16 protein-coding genes are annotated in these 13449 nt (G+C 57.6%); 12 read left to right on the forward strand and 4 right to left on the reverse strand.

What is annotated here, in order from left to right:
• Positions 1 to 17: 17 nt before the first annotated feature.
• The 4 genes from rsmG to IEW09_RS02830 all read left to right on the forward strand — a co-directional run bounded on the left by rsmG (position 18) and on the right by IEW09_RS02830 (position 4396).
• Positions 18 to 620, forward strand: coding sequence for a 16S rRNA (guanine(527)-N(7))-methyltransferase RsmG (gene rsmG, locus IEW09_RS02815; protein ID WP_188552612.1), 603 nt, complete (start codon positions 18 to 20; stop codon positions 618 to 620).
• Between the two features lie 434 nt (positions 621 to 1054).
• Positions 1055 to 2188: a ParA family protein gene (locus tag IEW09_RS02820; RefSeq protein ID WP_317890857.1), complete on the forward strand. Its 1134-nt coding sequence runs from the start codon at positions 1055 to 1057 to the stop codon at positions 2186 to 2188.
• Positions 2189 to 2382: 194 nt separating this feature from the next.
• Positions 2383 to 3300: a ParB/RepB/Spo0J family partition protein gene (locus tag IEW09_RS02825; RefSeq protein WP_188552613.1), complete on the forward strand. Its 918-nt coding sequence runs from the start codon at positions 2383 to 2385 to the stop codon at positions 3298 to 3300.
• A gap of 328 nt (positions 3301 to 3628) precedes the next feature.
• Entirely contained in the window at positions 3629 to 4396 is a 768-nt protein-coding gene (locus IEW09_RS02830; protein ID WP_188552614.1) for a methyltransferase family protein, read from the forward strand.
• Between the two features lie 306 nt (positions 4397 to 4702).
• Here the strand turns inward: IEW09_RS02830 and IEW09_RS02835 are convergent, their stop codons facing one another.
• The gene (locus IEW09_RS02835; protein WP_026336550.1) at positions 4703 to 4999 is read right to left on the reverse strand and encodes an HU family DNA-binding protein; all 297 of its coding nucleotides are present in this window, start codon (positions 4997 to 4999) and stop codon (positions 4703 to 4705) included.
• 58 nt (positions 5000 to 5057) lie between these two features.
• On the opposite strand from IEW09_RS02835, the gene IEW09_RS02840 reads away from it, so the two are divergent.
• Positions 5058 to 5390 carry a hypothetical protein gene (locus tag IEW09_RS02840; RefSeq protein WP_188552615.1) on the forward strand — a complete coding sequence of 111 codons (333 nt, stop codon included), beginning with the start codon at positions 5058 to 5060 and terminating at the stop codon, positions 5388 to 5390.
• A 42-nt stretch (positions 5391 to 5432) separates the two neighbouring features.
• Here IEW09_RS02840 and IEW09_RS02845 read toward each other — a convergent pair whose 3' ends face one another.
• On the reverse strand, positions 5433 to 6398 hold the full coding sequence (locus IEW09_RS02845; protein ID WP_188552616.1) for an AraC family transcriptional regulator: 966 nt from the start codon (positions 6396 to 6398) through the stop codon (positions 5433 to 5435).
• A gap of 133 nt (positions 6399 to 6531) precedes the next feature.
• Here IEW09_RS02845 and IEW09_RS02850 point away from each other — a divergent pair, with 133 nt between their 5' ends.
• From IEW09_RS02850 to IEW09_RS02875, 6 genes are all read left to right on the forward strand, one after another.
• Complete coding sequence (locus tag IEW09_RS02850; protein ID WP_188552617.1) at positions 6532 to 7266, forward strand: SDR family NAD(P)-dependent oxidoreductase; 735 nt, start codon at positions 6532 to 6534, stop codon at positions 7264 to 7266.
• Positions 7267 to 7424: 158 nt separating this feature from the next.
• Entirely contained in the window at positions 7425 to 7694 is a 270-nt protein-coding gene (locus IEW09_RS02855) for a DUF2277 domain-containing protein (protein WP_188552618.1), read from the forward strand.
• Positions 7695 to 7823: 129 nt separating this feature from the next.
• Positions 7824 to 8372 carry a carboxymuconolactone decarboxylase family protein gene (locus tag IEW09_RS02860; protein ID WP_188552619.1) on the forward strand — a complete coding sequence of 183 codons (549 nt, stop codon included), beginning with the start codon at positions 7824 to 7826 and terminating at the stop codon, positions 8370 to 8372.
• Between the two features lie 64 nt (positions 8373 to 8436).
• Positions 8437 to 9216, forward strand: a complete 780-nt coding sequence (locus tag IEW09_RS02865; protein ID WP_188552620.1) for a helix-turn-helix domain-containing protein — start codon at positions 8437 to 8439, stop codon at positions 9214 to 9216.
• Positions 9217 to 9249: 33 nt separating this feature from the next.
• Positions 9250 to 9645 (forward strand): nuclear transport factor 2 family protein, encoded by a 396-nt coding sequence (locus tag IEW09_RS02870; RefSeq protein WP_188552621.1) that lies wholly within the window; start codon positions 9250 to 9252, stop codon positions 9643 to 9645.
• 435 nt (positions 9646 to 10080) lie between these two features.
• Entirely contained in the window at positions 10081 to 11070 is a 990-nt protein-coding gene (locus tag IEW09_RS02875; RefSeq protein ID WP_229739117.1) for a carboxypeptidase-like regulatory domain-containing protein, read from the forward strand.
• Positions 11071 to 11090: 20 nt separating this feature from the next.
• On the opposite strand, the gene IEW09_RS02880 is transcribed toward IEW09_RS02875, so the two are convergent.
• Positions 11091 to 11912 carry an AraC family transcriptional regulator gene (locus IEW09_RS02880; protein WP_188552623.1) on the reverse strand — a complete coding sequence of 274 codons (822 nt, stop codon included), beginning with the start codon at positions 11910 to 11912 and terminating at the stop codon, positions 11091 to 11093.
• Between the two features lie 108 nt (positions 11913 to 12020).
• Here IEW09_RS02880 and IEW09_RS02885 point away from each other — a divergent pair, with 108 nt between their 5' ends.
• Positions 12021 to 12548 carry a DUF417 family protein gene (locus IEW09_RS02885; protein WP_188552624.1) on the forward strand — a complete coding sequence of 176 codons (528 nt, stop codon included), beginning with the start codon at positions 12021 to 12023 and terminating at the stop codon, positions 12546 to 12548.
• Positions 12549 to 12774: 226 nt separating this feature from the next.
• On the opposite strand, the gene IEW09_RS02890 is transcribed toward IEW09_RS02885, so the two are convergent.
• Positions 12775 to 13434 carry a TetR/AcrR family transcriptional regulator gene (locus IEW09_RS02890; protein ID WP_188552625.1) on the reverse strand — a complete coding sequence of 220 codons (660 nt, stop codon included), beginning with the start codon at positions 13432 to 13434 and terminating at the stop codon, positions 12775 to 12777.
• Positions 13435 to 13449: the final 15 nt, after the last annotated feature.

The following is a 13449-nucleotide window of genomic DNA, read 5'->3' on the forward strand; positions in this document are numbered from 1 at the left end:
AGATACTGGAGCTTCCTATGGCCACTCTCTCGGAATCCGCAATTGCAGGTTTGCTTGAGCCTTATCTTGCTCCGCCGCCTGAGCTTTTGCCGCGGCTGTCGGCGTATCTCGACCTTCTGCTGAAATGGAATGCCCGTACGAACCTGACCGCGATCCGCGAGCCGGAGGAGATGGTGCGCCGCCACTTCGGGGAGAGCCTGTTTGCCGCACGGCATCTGCGGCCGGAGGTAGATACGTTGCTCGATCTGGGTTCAGGGGCGGGCTTTCCGGGGATACCAATTGCCTTGCTCCGTCCCGAGATCCGGGTGACGCTGGCCGAGTCGCAACATAAGAAGGCGAGCTTTCTGCGTGAGGCGGTGCGGACGCTGGGGCTTTCCACGGAGGTCTGGGCCGGACGGGCGGAGGCCATGCCTCCTGAGCGGCGATTTCATACGGTGGCGCTGCGCGCGGTGGATAATATGGCTGCGGCGGTTGCGGTTGCCGAGGACCGGGCTGCACGGCAGATAGTAGTGCTGACCAGCGCGGCGCAGGCTCCTGAGCTGGCGGGGTTTTCCGAGCAGCAGGTAATTCCTTTGCCCGGCTCGCAGAGTGGTGTTCTGTTGGTGGCTTCGCGGGCTTAATGTTCCACGTGGAACATTTCTGCCTGGCTGGTCCTAGATTCTCAACTCTTCCATACGTCATCTCGACCGGAATTGCGGGGTCCCCGACGAGCTTGCTCGTTGGGGTGCAAGCGTAGCGTAGTGGAGAGATCCCTGTATTTTGTATCCGCATTTTGCTTCGATGCCCGGCTCGTTACATAGCGAAATACAGGGGTCTCTCCACTACGGCGTGCGATAAAACTGCACACCTTCGGTCGAGATGACGTGGATTTGGGGTGGCATGATGGTTGGTTCAACCCATGTCCCAGAGGCGGGACATGGGGCACCCGGCTTTGGGGCGAGTGTTCCACGTGGAACATTTGCTTGGTGAGCTATGGTCTCTTGCGACTCTGCACTGGCCTTGCACCGTCCTTTTTTGGCCGCATTTTGTTCCACGTGGAACAAAAGTTTTCCACATGGAGGCAGGGCTAACTCCCCTGAATGGGCTGAAAAACGCGGCTTCCACAAGTTCTCCACAGGAGAGAGCGCTTCTCCACAACGAGATCGCCGTTGCGCCGGGGGGCTATGCCCGATACCCTTTCTTCTACCAGGTTATGCCCGAAAATCCTTCTTCCAAACAGCTCGAATCAAGCGGCCCGGCGGTATCCAATTCAGGGGCCAAGTCCGGCGCTTCGTCCGCGGCCAAGCCTGCTGCTGAAGCAGGCGGAGGCAAGGGTTCGAAGGTACTGGCCGTCGTGAACCAGAAGGGTGGGGTCGGCAAGACGACGACCGCCATCAACCTTGCCGCGGCGCTGGCGTTGGAGGGGTTGAAGACGCTCTTGATTGACTGCGATCCGCAGGCCAATACGACGGGCGGACTGGGGTTTGCGCGGGACGATGAGCGGTCGAGCATCTATGACCTGCTGATGGGGCATGCTCCTGCGGAAAAGATTATTGTGCCGACTGAGGTGGAGAACCTGTCGCTGGTTCCAGGCAGCAAAAACCTGATTGGCGCGAACATCGAGCTGGTGGCGCAGGACCGCCGTGAGTATCGGCTGAGGGACGCGCTGGAGCCGGTGCGGGCGCAGTTTCCGTTTATTATTCTGGACTGCCCGCCGGCGCTGGACTTGTTGACCCTGAATTCACTGGTTGCCGCGGATGGGCTGCTGGTGCCGATGCAGGCGGAGTACTTTGCGCTGGAGGGCATCTCGGAGCTGATGTCGACGCTGGACCGGGTGACGCAGTCGTTCAATCCGAAGCTGGCGCTTGAGGGCGTGTTGCTGACGATGTATGACGACCGCACGAACTTGTCGCAACAGGTTACTGAGAATTTGAAGGGCTTCTTTACCGACAAGTTATTGAAGACGACGATTCCGCGGAATATTCGGCTGGCGGAGGCGCCGAGCCATGGCAAACCGGTGTCGCTGTATGACGGCAAGTCGCGCGGGGCTGAGGCTTACCGCGAACTGGCGATGGAGCTGCTTGAGCGGAATGGGATGAAGAGTCCGGAGGAAGAGCGGCGGAAGGCAGCGGCCAGGGCTGCGGCCAGCTCGCTGAAGTCGTTTCAGCAGCCGGAGAAGAAGGGGCGGTTCTGGCGGTCGAATAAGTAGGTTTGGGTTTGTGGTGGTTCAACTCAGGGTTTGGGGTGATTCGAGCGGCGGAAATACAGGGATCTCTCCACTTCGGCTTCGCCTTCGGTCGAGATGACGTTCGGTTAGGGCGCTTTGACCGAGATGACGTGAGTTTGGATGTATTGAATTTCAGTGAGTGATGTTCAGAGATTTTTATAGAAAGCGTAAAGACTATGGCTACCGCTACTGCAGATGCTAAGCGCCGCGCCCTCGGCAAGGGGCTTGAATCGTTGCTGCCGGCACGTCCGGCAGTTGTTCCTCAGATTGCCGCTACGGCGGCGGTGGAGTCGAATGGAAAGCCGCTGGAGATTCCGCTCGACCAGATTGAGCGCAATCCTTTTCAGACGCGGACGCGCTTTGATGATTCGAAGCTGGCGGAGCTGGCGTCCTCGATTGCGGCGACGGGTGTGGTGCAGCCGATTCTGGTGAGGCCGCTGGATATGCCGGGGCGCTATCAGTTGATCGCCGGCGAGCGGCGCTGGCTGGCGAGCCGGCGGGTGGGCAAGTCGACGATTCCGGCGATTGTAAGGCAGGTGTCGGACGAGCAGACGCTGGAGATCACGATTGTCGAGAATTTGCAGCGCGCCGATCTGAACCCGATGGAGCAGGCGCGGGCGTATCAGCGGCTGAGCCAGCAGTTTCACCTGACGCAGGAGCAGATGGCGACGCGGACGGGCAAGGAACGGGCCAGCGTGGCTAACTTCCTTCGTTTGTTGAAGTTGCCGGAGACGGTCCAGGCGAAGGTGGAGACGGGCGAGCTGAGTTTTGGCCATGCGCGGGCGCTGCTGTCGCTGGATTCGGCGGAGGTGATGGCGAGCGCGGCGCAGAAGGTGCTGGCGTTGTCGCTGTCGGTGCGGCAGACGGAGACGTATGTGCAGGGCTTGATCAATCCGGAGGCGAAGCAGAAGAAGGCCGACAAGCCGGAACGCGAGGTGGACCCGAATGTGCGCGAGGCCGAGGACAAGCTGCGGCGGACGCTGGGGCTGAAGGTGCAGATCGAGGACAAGAAGGGTAAGGGGCGCGTGATTATCGAGTACTCGGGGTTGGAGGATTTTGATGCGATTTTGAGTGCGCTGGGCGGCGAGGAGTAGCTGGGTTTTATGTAACTGAATGAGTTTCTTTTATTTGTAACTTTTTTGGTTGCTTGTTTTGGGTTGGATTTGGGGTTGGGTAGAGTGGTTCTTCTCTGGATATAGTTTTGGCGATTTGAGCGAAATACAGGGGTCTCTCCACTTCGCTTGCACCCCAACGAGCAAGCTCGTCGGGGACCCCGCCTTCGCTCCGGTCGAGATGACGTGGGTTTATGGGTGACGTTGTGGTGGTTCAACCCAAGTCCCAGAAGCGGGACATGGGGCACCCGGCACCCGGTTATTTGTTGAGATGATGTGTGGTTGAGAAAGAGGTCCGCTGAGCGGAGATATGAAAGCCACGGCGTTTGAGTTTCGGTTTCGGTTTTTGATTCACTTTGTGATCATCGTGCTGGGCTTTACGGCTCCGTGGGACCGCTGGCTGCATGTGGACTCGTCTGGGCCTAACGCGCATGTTTGGGGCACGCTGGCGGCCTATGTAGCGATGTTGAAGCCGGGGACGATCGGCATTGCGGCTGCGTTCAATGTGCTGCTGGGAGTGGGCATTGTGTGTGCGCTGGCGGCGGCGGCGCTGCGGACGTGGGGGTCGGCGTATCTTGGCGCGAATGTGGTGAAGGCGCATACGTTTCAGGGCAACGGCGTGGTGGCTGCGGGGCCTTATCGCTTTGTGCGCAATCCGCTGTACCTGGGCACGATGATTCATGTGCTGGCGCTGGCGCTGCTGATGCCGCCTAGCGGTGCGGTGTTCACGATTGTGGCGATTGTGTTGTTTCAGGTGCGATTGATTTTGGGCGAAGAGGCGTTTCTTACGGCTAAGCTGGGTGAGCCTTATCTGGCTTACTGTGCGCGGGTTCCTCGGCTGCTGCCTGCGCTTATGCCAAGGGTGGCTGCGTCGCAGGCCTCGGCTGCGTGGGGCTCGGCTCTGCTGGGCGAGATTTATATGTGGGGCGTGGCGATTGCGTTTATCGCTGTGGGGTATCGGTATAACGCGTTTTTGATTACGCAGGGCGTGGTGGTTTCGGTGGGGGTTTCGCTGGTGGCTCGGGCGCTGATTCCGAAGACGTCGGTGACGCAGGATGGTGTGACTGCGGTGGAGTAGGTGACCTCTAAGGGTTGGTTGTGGCGCTTCGTAAACTCACGTCCCCGGTTGGTATGTGGGTTTTTAAGAACAGGCAACAGCAACAGCTACGGCAAATACAGGGGTCTCTCCACTTCGCTCTTCGGGCTTCGGTCGAGATGACGTGCGGTTTGAGGGCTCTTCCGGAGGTGGTTTGGGGGTCGTGCAAAACGCAGATTCCCTTCGGGAATGACAAACAAAACGATGGCCCGTTGTGTGCTGCCTTGCGGCGGGCACAACGGGCTTGTCGTTTGTTTGTAGCGGTTGCTTGTGGCTACTGCCCCTTCGTTACTTCTTGGGCGGAGCGATGGTGTCCTTGGCGACCTTGGCGACGCGGAACTTGACCACGGTCTTGGCCTTGATCTTGATGGTCTCGCCGGTCTGGGGGTTGCGGCCGAGGCGCGCCTTGCGCTCTGCCTTCACCAGCTTGCCGATGCCGGGAATGGTGAACTCGCCGTTCTTCTTGGTCTCTTTGACTGCGGTCTCAGCCAGCAGCTCGAGGCCGGCTGCGGCCTGCTTGTTGGTGATCTCGAGCTTCTCCGCCATGTGGCGAACCAGTGCTGTCTTTGTCATTCCCTTTGCCATGTATTGCTCCTTCTAGCGTTCAAAATAGAAAATCTCTGGGCCCGCTCGCCTGGCCCGCGTGAAGATCGGAGGAGAAAAACATCCTTGGATGGATGCGTGTTCCTCAATGTTCATGCGGGTGCGGAGAACCGTACCGCAATTCACCTTCGGCTTTTCCGCGCGCTTTGTCAACCGGATTTCTTCGGTTTCCACAGGTTTTTTCGGGTTTTTGCCGGTTTTGTGCGGTTTTTGGTTCATTTTGGGGCAAAAAGCGAGTTTTGGGGTTGGATTTTGGGGTGATTTGTGGACTCCTATGTCCCGGTTTTGGGTGCGAGGTGCGGTGGTGGAGAGGCGGATTCCTGCGCTTCGCTGCGGAATGGAAATGCTAGACGCAGATTCCCTTCGGGAATGACAAACTAGGGATGCGTGCGGTTGGGGGGACAATTTTTTTGCTTTACTTTTCTTTACCGCGTTTGAGGTATTCGCCGGGGTTGGCTCCGACGACTCGCTTGAATGCTTTGCTGAACGCAGCGTCGGACTCGTAACCGACCGAGCGAGCGATGTCGATGAGCTTTTTGTCACGCTGCGGTAGTAATTGCATCGCCTTCTGCATCCGCCACTCGGTTACGTATTCGAGTGGTGTTTGTCCGAGCAGCTCTTTGAAGCGGGCGGCGAATGCGGAGCGGGACATGCCTGCTGCTTCGGCGAGGGATTCGACCGTCCAGGGGGTATTCACTCTGTCGTGAATGGCGCTGAGGGCAGTGCCCATTTGAGGATCGAAGATGGCACGAAGCCATCCTTTGTTGCGTTCCGGTTCCGACGCGATATGCGCGCGGAGTACCTGGATAAACAGGACCTCGGCCAGGCGAGTCGCGACGACTTCAGATCCGGGCACTTGTTCTGCCATCTCTGACGCCAGCGCCTGCATGGTGTTGTGAAGAGCAAGCGTGCGTGCCTGATCGGCCTTAATCAGAATGAAGCTCGGCAATAACTGAGTGATCGGCTTCGGGCTGGAGCGATCGAAGCTGAAGGACCCGCAGACGATTGTCGTCGGTGCGCCACCGCCTCCATAGTGAGCGACGTTGCTGTTGGCTTTGGCTGCGATCTCGCGGAAGGTTGACCTTGGACGTGTTCGCGGACTGTCGCGCAAGATAATCGAAGTTCCCGGGGCCAGCAAAATGCAGTCGCCACCGGTGAGGGGGATCGGCTTCGGAATGCCTTCGACACTGAGCCAGCAGTTGCCGCGCGACAGCATGGCGAAGTGCGCCGAATCTGTGGATGAAATTTTTTTGCCGGAGGGCGTGACTCTTTCTTCAGTCTGTTTGTCCTGCATCAAGCCCCACGGAGCGGTGGCTTCGAGCCTGTGCTGACCGAAAGCGGTTACATGCATTGTTCTGAAGATGTCTGTTATCGAGTCCAATTTAGTCTCCCTCTTTTGGACGAATAGACAAAAGTTTAGGACTGCTGAGCAGTTCTCGTCCACCGCCAAAGAAATCTACTCTTCTGTAGGAATGCTACACAGCAGAACTACACATTCAGCGAAGGGAGTCATTATGGGAAAGCTAGAGGGTAAGGTTGCAGTAGTTACGGGGGGATCGAGCGGTATGGCGCTGGCGAGCGCCAAGCGGTTCGTTGAAGAGGGTGCCTATGTTTTTATCACGGGCCGGAAGCAGGAGACGCTCGACGAGGCCGTCAAGGTGATTGGCCGGAACGTGACCGCTGTGCGCGGCGATGCGGCCAATCTCGACGATCTCGATCGCCTGTTCGATACGGTCAAGAGGGAGAAGGGCAAGATCGACATTTTGTACGCGAGCGCGGGCTGGGGCGAAGCTGTCCCACTGGGCGAGATCACCGAGCAGCACTTCGATGCGGTCTTCGACCTGAATACGCGCGGAACGCTGTTTACGGTTCAGAAGGCGCTGCCGCTGTTCAACGATGGCGGATCGATCTTCATGACCGGGTCGGTTGCTTCGGTGAAGGGCTTTCCCGGTTACGGCGTGTATGCGGCGAGCAAGGCGGCGTTGCGTTCCTTCGCACGCACGTGGCTCAACGAACTGAAGGGCAGGAATATCCGTGTGAATGTGCTAGGTCCGGGGCCGATCGCCACACCGATGCAGGACCAGGTTCTGACCAAGGAGGCGAAGCAGATGTTCGAATCGCTGATTCCGCGGGGAACGATGGGTAAGCCTGAGGAGATTGCGGCGGTCGCGCTGTTTCTTGCTTCGGACGATTCGAGCTTCGTGAATGGAGTGGAGTTGAACGTCGACGGCGGCTTCTCGGCCATCTGATACCAGAGGATCTCGGTGAGTGCGTGATCGCCAATGTGCTCATCGAGATCCGATCTGTACCGATAGGCCGGCTTATGGTCGGCAACCAGCCAATTTCGCGGAGGAGCGTTTATCGTTACTTATCCGTTCTCGGTAGAAAATTGGAGGGTTCTTAGAAGATGTGCAGAAATATCAAAATGCTTTTCAACTTCGATCCGCCTGTTACCGCAGACGAGGTTCGAGCGGCTTCGCTGCAGTTCGTTAGAAAGATCACTGGCTTCAACAAGCCATCGAAGGCGAACGAAGAGGCGTTCATGGCTGCGATCGATGCGATTGCAGGCATATCGACCGAGCTTCTTCTTTCGCTTGAAACGAATGCGCCGCCAAAGAATCGAGAAGAAGAGGCGGCCAAAGCCAGAGCGCGCAACGCGGAGAGATTTCCAGTGTGAGGCGCGCAGGGCTGCGTTCGGCGATTCGCTCACGATTACCTGCGAGGTAATTGCTGTGCTCTGCGATCCGTTCGATATTGAAGCTGTAGCTGTTCAGGATGACCTGGAGGCTACAGAGGAGAGATCGTCATGCCGAATTATTCCGTTCATACCATCGCTTCAGCGCCTGAGAACTCGAAGACGGCGCTTGAACAGTTGCAGCAGGCTTTTGGCGTCGTGCCGAATATTGCCGGAGCGATTGCAAATTCACCGAAACTTATCAACGCTCTGGTTGGCGTATTTCAGCAGGTCCACAGCAGCAGCCTTGCCGAAGCGGAGATTCAAATCGTCCTTTTGACAGATGCTGTGACGAACTCGTGTGCCTATGCTGTCGCGTTCCATACGGCATTGGCGTTGCAGCAGGGAGTCGGGGCCGAGGCGGTCGATGCGATTCGTGCGCGGCAGGCGCCTGCGGATGGACGATATGCTGCGCTCTTCAACCTGGCAACGAACCTTATCGAGAGGCGCGGACATGTGAGCGAAGAGGAGCTTGATGCGTTTCTTGCTGCCGGGTTCACGAAAGAGCAGGTGCTGGAAGTGATCGCGATTGTGGCAGCCTCGACGATCACAAACTATGCTGGAACCATCGCCAATACGCCGCTGGACGATCCGTTCCGGCAGTATGCGTGGCGAGGATAGAGCGGAGGATGCATCTGAATCCGCCGTAGCTTCGCCGGATCTTGTGTTGCAGGAGAAGATCGTGATGGGAACACATTCGATTGCCGCGGCTCCTCAACTGGGTGAGTTGTTGCGCTACTGGAGACAGGAGCGCGGCAAGAGCCAGCTCGATCTTTCGCTGGACACAGGCATCTCGCAACGCCATGTGAGCTTTGTGGAGAGCGGACGAAGCACACCCAGCCGGGATTTTCTTTCCACTGTTTCCGATGCTTTGAACATTCCACTGCGCGAGCGAAATGTTTTGCTGCTGGCGTCGGGCTATGCGCCGCAGTATAGCGAGCAGAGCATGGATGACGAGCAGATGGCGATCGTAACCAGTGCCGTCGACCGAATGTTGCAGCAGCATGAACCGCATCCGGCGCTGGTGCTGGACCGGCACTGGAACGTGTTGAGGAGGAATGAGGCAGCGACACGATTCTTTGGCTCATTCGTTGACCTGGAGGCGTGGCCAAAGCCGCGGAACCTTCTTGAGCTGATGTTCGATCCAGCGGGAGTGCGGCCTTTTGTTGAGGAGTGGGAGAAGGTTGCCGCCGGTCTGCTGCAAAGGGTTCGGCGGGAGGCGGTGGGACAGGTGCTGGATGTGGAGCTGCAACGATTGCTGAAGCGGTTGCAGGAGTATCCAGAGGTTGAAGGATTGAAGCCTCCGCCTGCTGCTCAGAGCGCTGTATTGCCGATTGTGTTCAGGCGGGGAGAGGAGCGCTTCTCTTATTTTTCTCTGATTACGACGGTCGGTACGCCACAGTGCATTACGGCGCAGGAACTTCGCGTGGAGTGTATGTTTCCGAGTCATATCGCGAGCAGATGAATCTATTCCTCATGAGCGGTTGCGCGAGGTGGTATGGCAGACACTGAGATTCTGATCGAGCGGGCGTACTCGGCGTTCAACAAGCGGGACATCGATGGCGCATTAGCGCTGATGACCGAAGATGTGAGCTGGCCGAAGGCTTCGGAGGGCGGCAGGGTTGTGGGGAAGGAAGAGATTCGCGCTTATTGGATGCGGCAATGGGGCGAGTTTGATCCGTATGTCGACCCGCTGGTCATCACCGAGGGAGACGGCGGCAAGGTCCGCGTGAGGGTGCACCAGCTTGTCAGGAGCCTTGAAGGTGATGTGCTGGCGGACGGCGAAGTTCTCCATGTATTTACGGTGAAGAGCGGCCTTATCGCAGCCATGGAGCTTGGGGATGAGGCCGATGCGGCTGCGGGGCCGTCTGCTGCGTTTTCGCATCGACACTAACTAACGTCTTTTTTGTGATGACGTCTATCTATGACTACGTCTAATGCATAGCGCTTGTGAAAGGGAGAATTGACTGGCAAGACCGAAGCGCCAGCAAATACTGAATGTTTACAAGTGATCTCTCAGCGAATGCGCCACTCCACTTACTCCACTTACTCCACTCATTCCACTGGAAGAACTTTCCGAGCATGTTGAGTCCAAATCGTTTCGACGCATCGCCCTTAATCGCGGCCAAGATCTTGTGCGTGACGAATTACGATGGGTTGACGGGCTTGCGGCTCACAAGGAACAAAAAAAGTGACATCACCGGGTAATCTTCTTCGCATCTGCAACTACGCAAGAATGCGTGCGCGCTTCATTTTTGTACTGCTTCCATTTTTTTCAGTTCTTTCCGTTCCCGGTAGTGCACAACAAAGCGCGGCGCGGTTGACCAGAGTGGCCGATCCGCTGCCTGATGCTCCGCTGCCCGCGCAGGATGGTTCGGCCAATGACCAGACGGCAGGTACGGCGAGCATTGCAGGCGTAGTGGTCGATTCGGATGGCGCGGCGGTTTCGGGTGCGCTGGTCAGAGTTCTGCTGAGCGATGGAAGGCAATTTGCGACGCTGAAATCGGGCGTGAATGGAGAGTTCACGTTCACACAGGTTCCGGCGGGATCTTATTCCGTGATGGTGGATGCTTCGAGGTTCACCTCTTTCAAGACGCCGCCGTTTACTGTCGCGGCGGGGCAGGCTTATTCGGTCCCGGAGATTTCGCTTGCCATTGCAGGGGTAAACACGAGTGTGGTGGTTCGGCCTACGGAAGAGGTGGCCGCGGAACAGATCAAGGCGGAAGAGAAGCAGCGCGCGCTGGGCATCGTCCCCAACTTTTATGTGAGCTACATTCCGGATGCCGCTCCTCTGACGTCGAAGCAAAAGCTCTCGATGGCTGTTCACGACACGTTCGATTGGACGAGCTTTGTCGGCGTGAGCATCGGAGCGGGCATTCAGCAGGCCAACAATTCTTTCAGCGGCTATGGGCAGGGTGCGGAGGGATATGGCAAGCGATGGGGCGCGCTCTATGCCGACGGACGGACGAGCGACCTGCTGAGCCACTATGTCTTCGCATCGCTGCTTCACCAGGACCCGCGCTACTTTTACCAGGGCACGGGGACAAAGAAATCGCGGCTCTTCCATGCCTTGAGCAATGGATTTGTTGCACGCAGCGATAGCGGCAAGACCATGCCCAACTATGCGTATCTTTTTGGCGATATCACCTCTGCCGCTATTTCGAATGCGTATTATCCTAAGTCGGATCGCGGAGCGGGGCTGGTCTTCACGAACGCGGGGCTTGGCATCGCAGGCCGCGCCGCGCAAGGCGTGATTCAGGAATTTATCGGCAAGCGGCTGACGAAGCATAGCTCCGATTCCAGTGCCACAGCGCCGTGAGAGTGAGTGCTGCCTGAGGTTCAGTCTTCCTGGTGTGCGAGCCACTCGGAGGGTGGCATGCCGAGACGCTGGGTGAAGACCCGCGTGAGGGCCGTGGCGTTGGCGTATCCCACGGCGGCTGCGATGAGCTTCAGAGAGCTGCCCTTGCGCAACATCGTCTGGGCAACACCGAGACGCCAGTCTGTCAGGTAATCGAATGGCGTTATGCCGACGATGTGGCGAAAGCGTGCGGCGAAGCGGGCGCGGGACATGCCTGCGCGTCTGGCCAGCTCTTCGAGCGACCAGGGAAACTCAGGGTGTTTGTGCATAAGCTCGATTGCCTTGCCCAGACGTTCATCGGCAAGGCCCAACAGGACACCGCTGTCGAGCAGGCGATCGGTGAGGGCGGACCGTATGAGGAGCACGAGAATGTATTCGAAGAGACGATCGAGCGCGGCCTGCCTGCCGGCGGAGCGAGAGCTTGCTTCGGAGAACAGAAGCTCGAGGGCGGGAGCGAGCTGGGGAAGAGTGTTCAGAGGGACGACGAACGGCTCCGGGAGTGAGACGGTGAGAGGGTTCAACATGCCGACGCCGAATTGCACGGTGGCGCAGACGAGATCAGCACCACCGGTCTTGGGGCCGTGAATGCGATGTTGTTGAGGACGAGGAAAGAAGAGGATGCTTGGCGTATCGAGCACCAGAGGACGAGCGTTGGGGCGAATGACCGTCAACGTTCCTCTGCGGAGCACATGAAGATAGCCTGTCGGCTCGTCGAGGTTAGGAGAGAGGCCGCATTGCCGCCCCGAGTAAAACATGCGGGCGGAGAGAGAGAATCGTTCGAAGAAAGGGGCGAGGCGGTCCATAACGAGACTATAAGGTAGACCAAAGGCACTAAAAAGAACATAGAGTATCGTCTTATGGTTAAAGACGCTTCGGGCACGACCTGAGATGGAGCGGAAAGGACAGAGACGATGAATGGATTGAGCAAGGTTCGAGTGAAAGCAGAGAGCGGCCTGGTGCAGTTGGCGGCATGGATCGATGAGCGCAAGATTGCGTTTCTGGTCACGAGCATCGGCATGATTGTGATGCTGCTGTGGGCCGGGTCTTTTAAGATGACGCGTCCCGGCGCCGAAGGCATTATTCCTCTGGTTTCGAACAGCCCGCTGATCTGGTGGCACTTTAAGGTGTTCGGCCCTTATGTCGGATCGGACCTTATCGGCTTGACCGAGTGGCTTTACGCTCTGCTGATTATCGTGGGTTACTTTAAACCGAAGGCCGGTATCGCGGGCGGGCTGATCGGTGTGGTGATGTTTTTTACGACCAGCACCATGCTGATGACTACGCCGGGCGCGATCATCTCTGTACCCGGGATTCATGGGATGAGGTACATGAGCTTTCTGGGCCTGTTTCTCTTCAAGGACGTGATCTCGCTGGGAGCGTCGTTCTACCTGATCAGTTATTTCGGGAAGAAGGCCATTGCTTTGGAGAAGAGATCGTAATGGCGCGTTCGCACAGCGCTTGTTCTCGGGCGTTATCTCTTGCCTTCGGTCTCAAGGCAATTGGCCAGGTTTGCTGTGCAGTCGTGCAACTGATTTCGTAAGCGCTCGTTTTTTATCAGCAGCTCGGCGACGAGCAACTGGAGCCGGTCTCTTTCTTCGGACGCGCTTGGGGCGGTGTCATTCGTTTCATGGGACATGACAGGACATGGCATTTCACTCAAGCGAGTCACTTTATTCCGAAGAGGGTGTCGAAGACGGTGGCGGAGATTCGTTCCACGTCGGCGAGCTGGAAGAGGTGAGGGTCGAAGGTCTTTTCGAACTGCAGGGCGTAGAGGACGGCGAACGATGCATGGACTGCCTTGGTCCGCGTGAAGGATTGTTTGCCGCGTGGAGGCTTTCCAAGATGGGCGATGTATTCGGTCTCTTCGTCCTGCGGCCGCATGCGCTTGTAGATATCGAGGAGGCGTTCTCGCGCTTCAGGGTGGCGGATTGCATAGAGCTTGAACTCGAGGATCAGCAAGCTCCAGACCTCGTCCTTTGCGAGCGAGAGGAGGAACTTTCGGAGGATGCGGATGTTTTCTTCGGTCGATCGCGAGTCCTCGAGCAGGTCTCTCATCGTGACTCTGCGGCGGAGAGCAGTTGCTTCGATGAGAGCGAGGAAGACGTCTTCCTTGCTCTTGAACTGGCCGTAGATCGCTCCCTTGGTTCGTCCGGCGATCTCGGCGATCTCGGCGAGGTCGGCCTTCTCGTATCCATCGCGCACAAAGACTTTTTCTGCGGCTTGAAGGAGCAGCTCTCTGGTCTCTTTGGTGCGTTGCTCGTGCTTGTTCAGCTTTGTCGGTGGCATCTCGTCCACCATCGTAGCTGAAGGATGTCCCAAGATCATCTGGGATGGCGAGAT

It is taken from the genome of Edaphobacter dinghuensis (genome assembly GCF_014640335.1).
GTDB classification, from domain to species: domain Bacteria; phylum Acidobacteriota; class Terriglobia; order Terriglobales; family Acidobacteriaceae; genus Edaphobacter; species Edaphobacter dinghuensis.

What these genes read in the sequence shown, in the direction of transcription:
- rsmG (WP_188552612.1), top strand. Translation starts at nt 18, where the DNA reads ATGGCCACTCTCTCGGAATCCGCAATTGCAGGTTTGCTTGAGCCTTAT.
- IEW09_RS02820 (WP_317890857.1), top strand. Translation starts at nt 1,055, where the DNA reads ATGGAGGCAGGGCTAACTCCCCTGAATGGGCTGAAAAACGCGGCTTCC.
- IEW09_RS02825 (WP_188552613.1), top strand. Translation starts at nt 2,383, where the DNA reads ATGGCTACCGCTACTGCAGATGCTAAGCGCCGCGCCCTCGGCAAGGGG.
- IEW09_RS02830 (WP_188552614.1), top strand. Translation starts at nt 3,629, where the DNA reads ATGAAAGCCACGGCGTTTGAGTTTCGGTTTCGGTTTTTGATTCACTTT.
- IEW09_RS02835 (WP_026336550.1), bottom strand. Translation starts at nt 4,999, where the DNA reads ATGGCAAAGGGAATGACAAAGACAGCACTGGTTCGCCACATGGCGGAG.
- IEW09_RS02850 (WP_188552617.1), top strand. Translation starts at nt 6,532, where the DNA reads ATGGGAAAGCTAGAGGGTAAGGTTGCAGTAGTTACGGGGGGATCGAGC.
- IEW09_RS02855 (WP_188552618.1), top strand. Translation starts at nt 7,425, where the DNA reads ATGTGCAGAAATATCAAAATGCTTTTCAACTTCGATCCGCCTGTTACC.
- IEW09_RS02860 (WP_188552619.1), top strand. Translation starts at nt 7,824, where the DNA reads ATGCCGAATTATTCCGTTCATACCATCGCTTCAGCGCCTGAGAACTCG.
- IEW09_RS02865 (WP_188552620.1), top strand. Translation starts at nt 8,437, where the DNA reads ATGGGAACACATTCGATTGCCGCGGCTCCTCAACTGGGTGAGTTGTTG.
- IEW09_RS02870 (WP_188552621.1), top strand. Translation starts at nt 9,250, where the DNA reads ATGGCAGACACTGAGATTCTGATCGAGCGGGCGTACTCGGCGTTCAAC.
- IEW09_RS02880 (WP_188552623.1), bottom strand. Translation starts at nt 11,912, where the DNA reads ATGGACCGCCTCGCCCCTTTCTTCGAACGATTCTCTCTCTCCGCCCGC.
- IEW09_RS02885 (WP_188552624.1), top strand. Translation starts at nt 12,021, where the DNA reads ATGAATGGATTGAGCAAGGTTCGAGTGAAAGCAGAGAGCGGCCTGGTG.
- IEW09_RS02890 (WP_188552625.1), bottom strand. Translation starts at nt 13,434, where the DNA reads ATGATCTTGGGACATCCTTCAGCTACGATGGTGGACGAGATGCCACCG.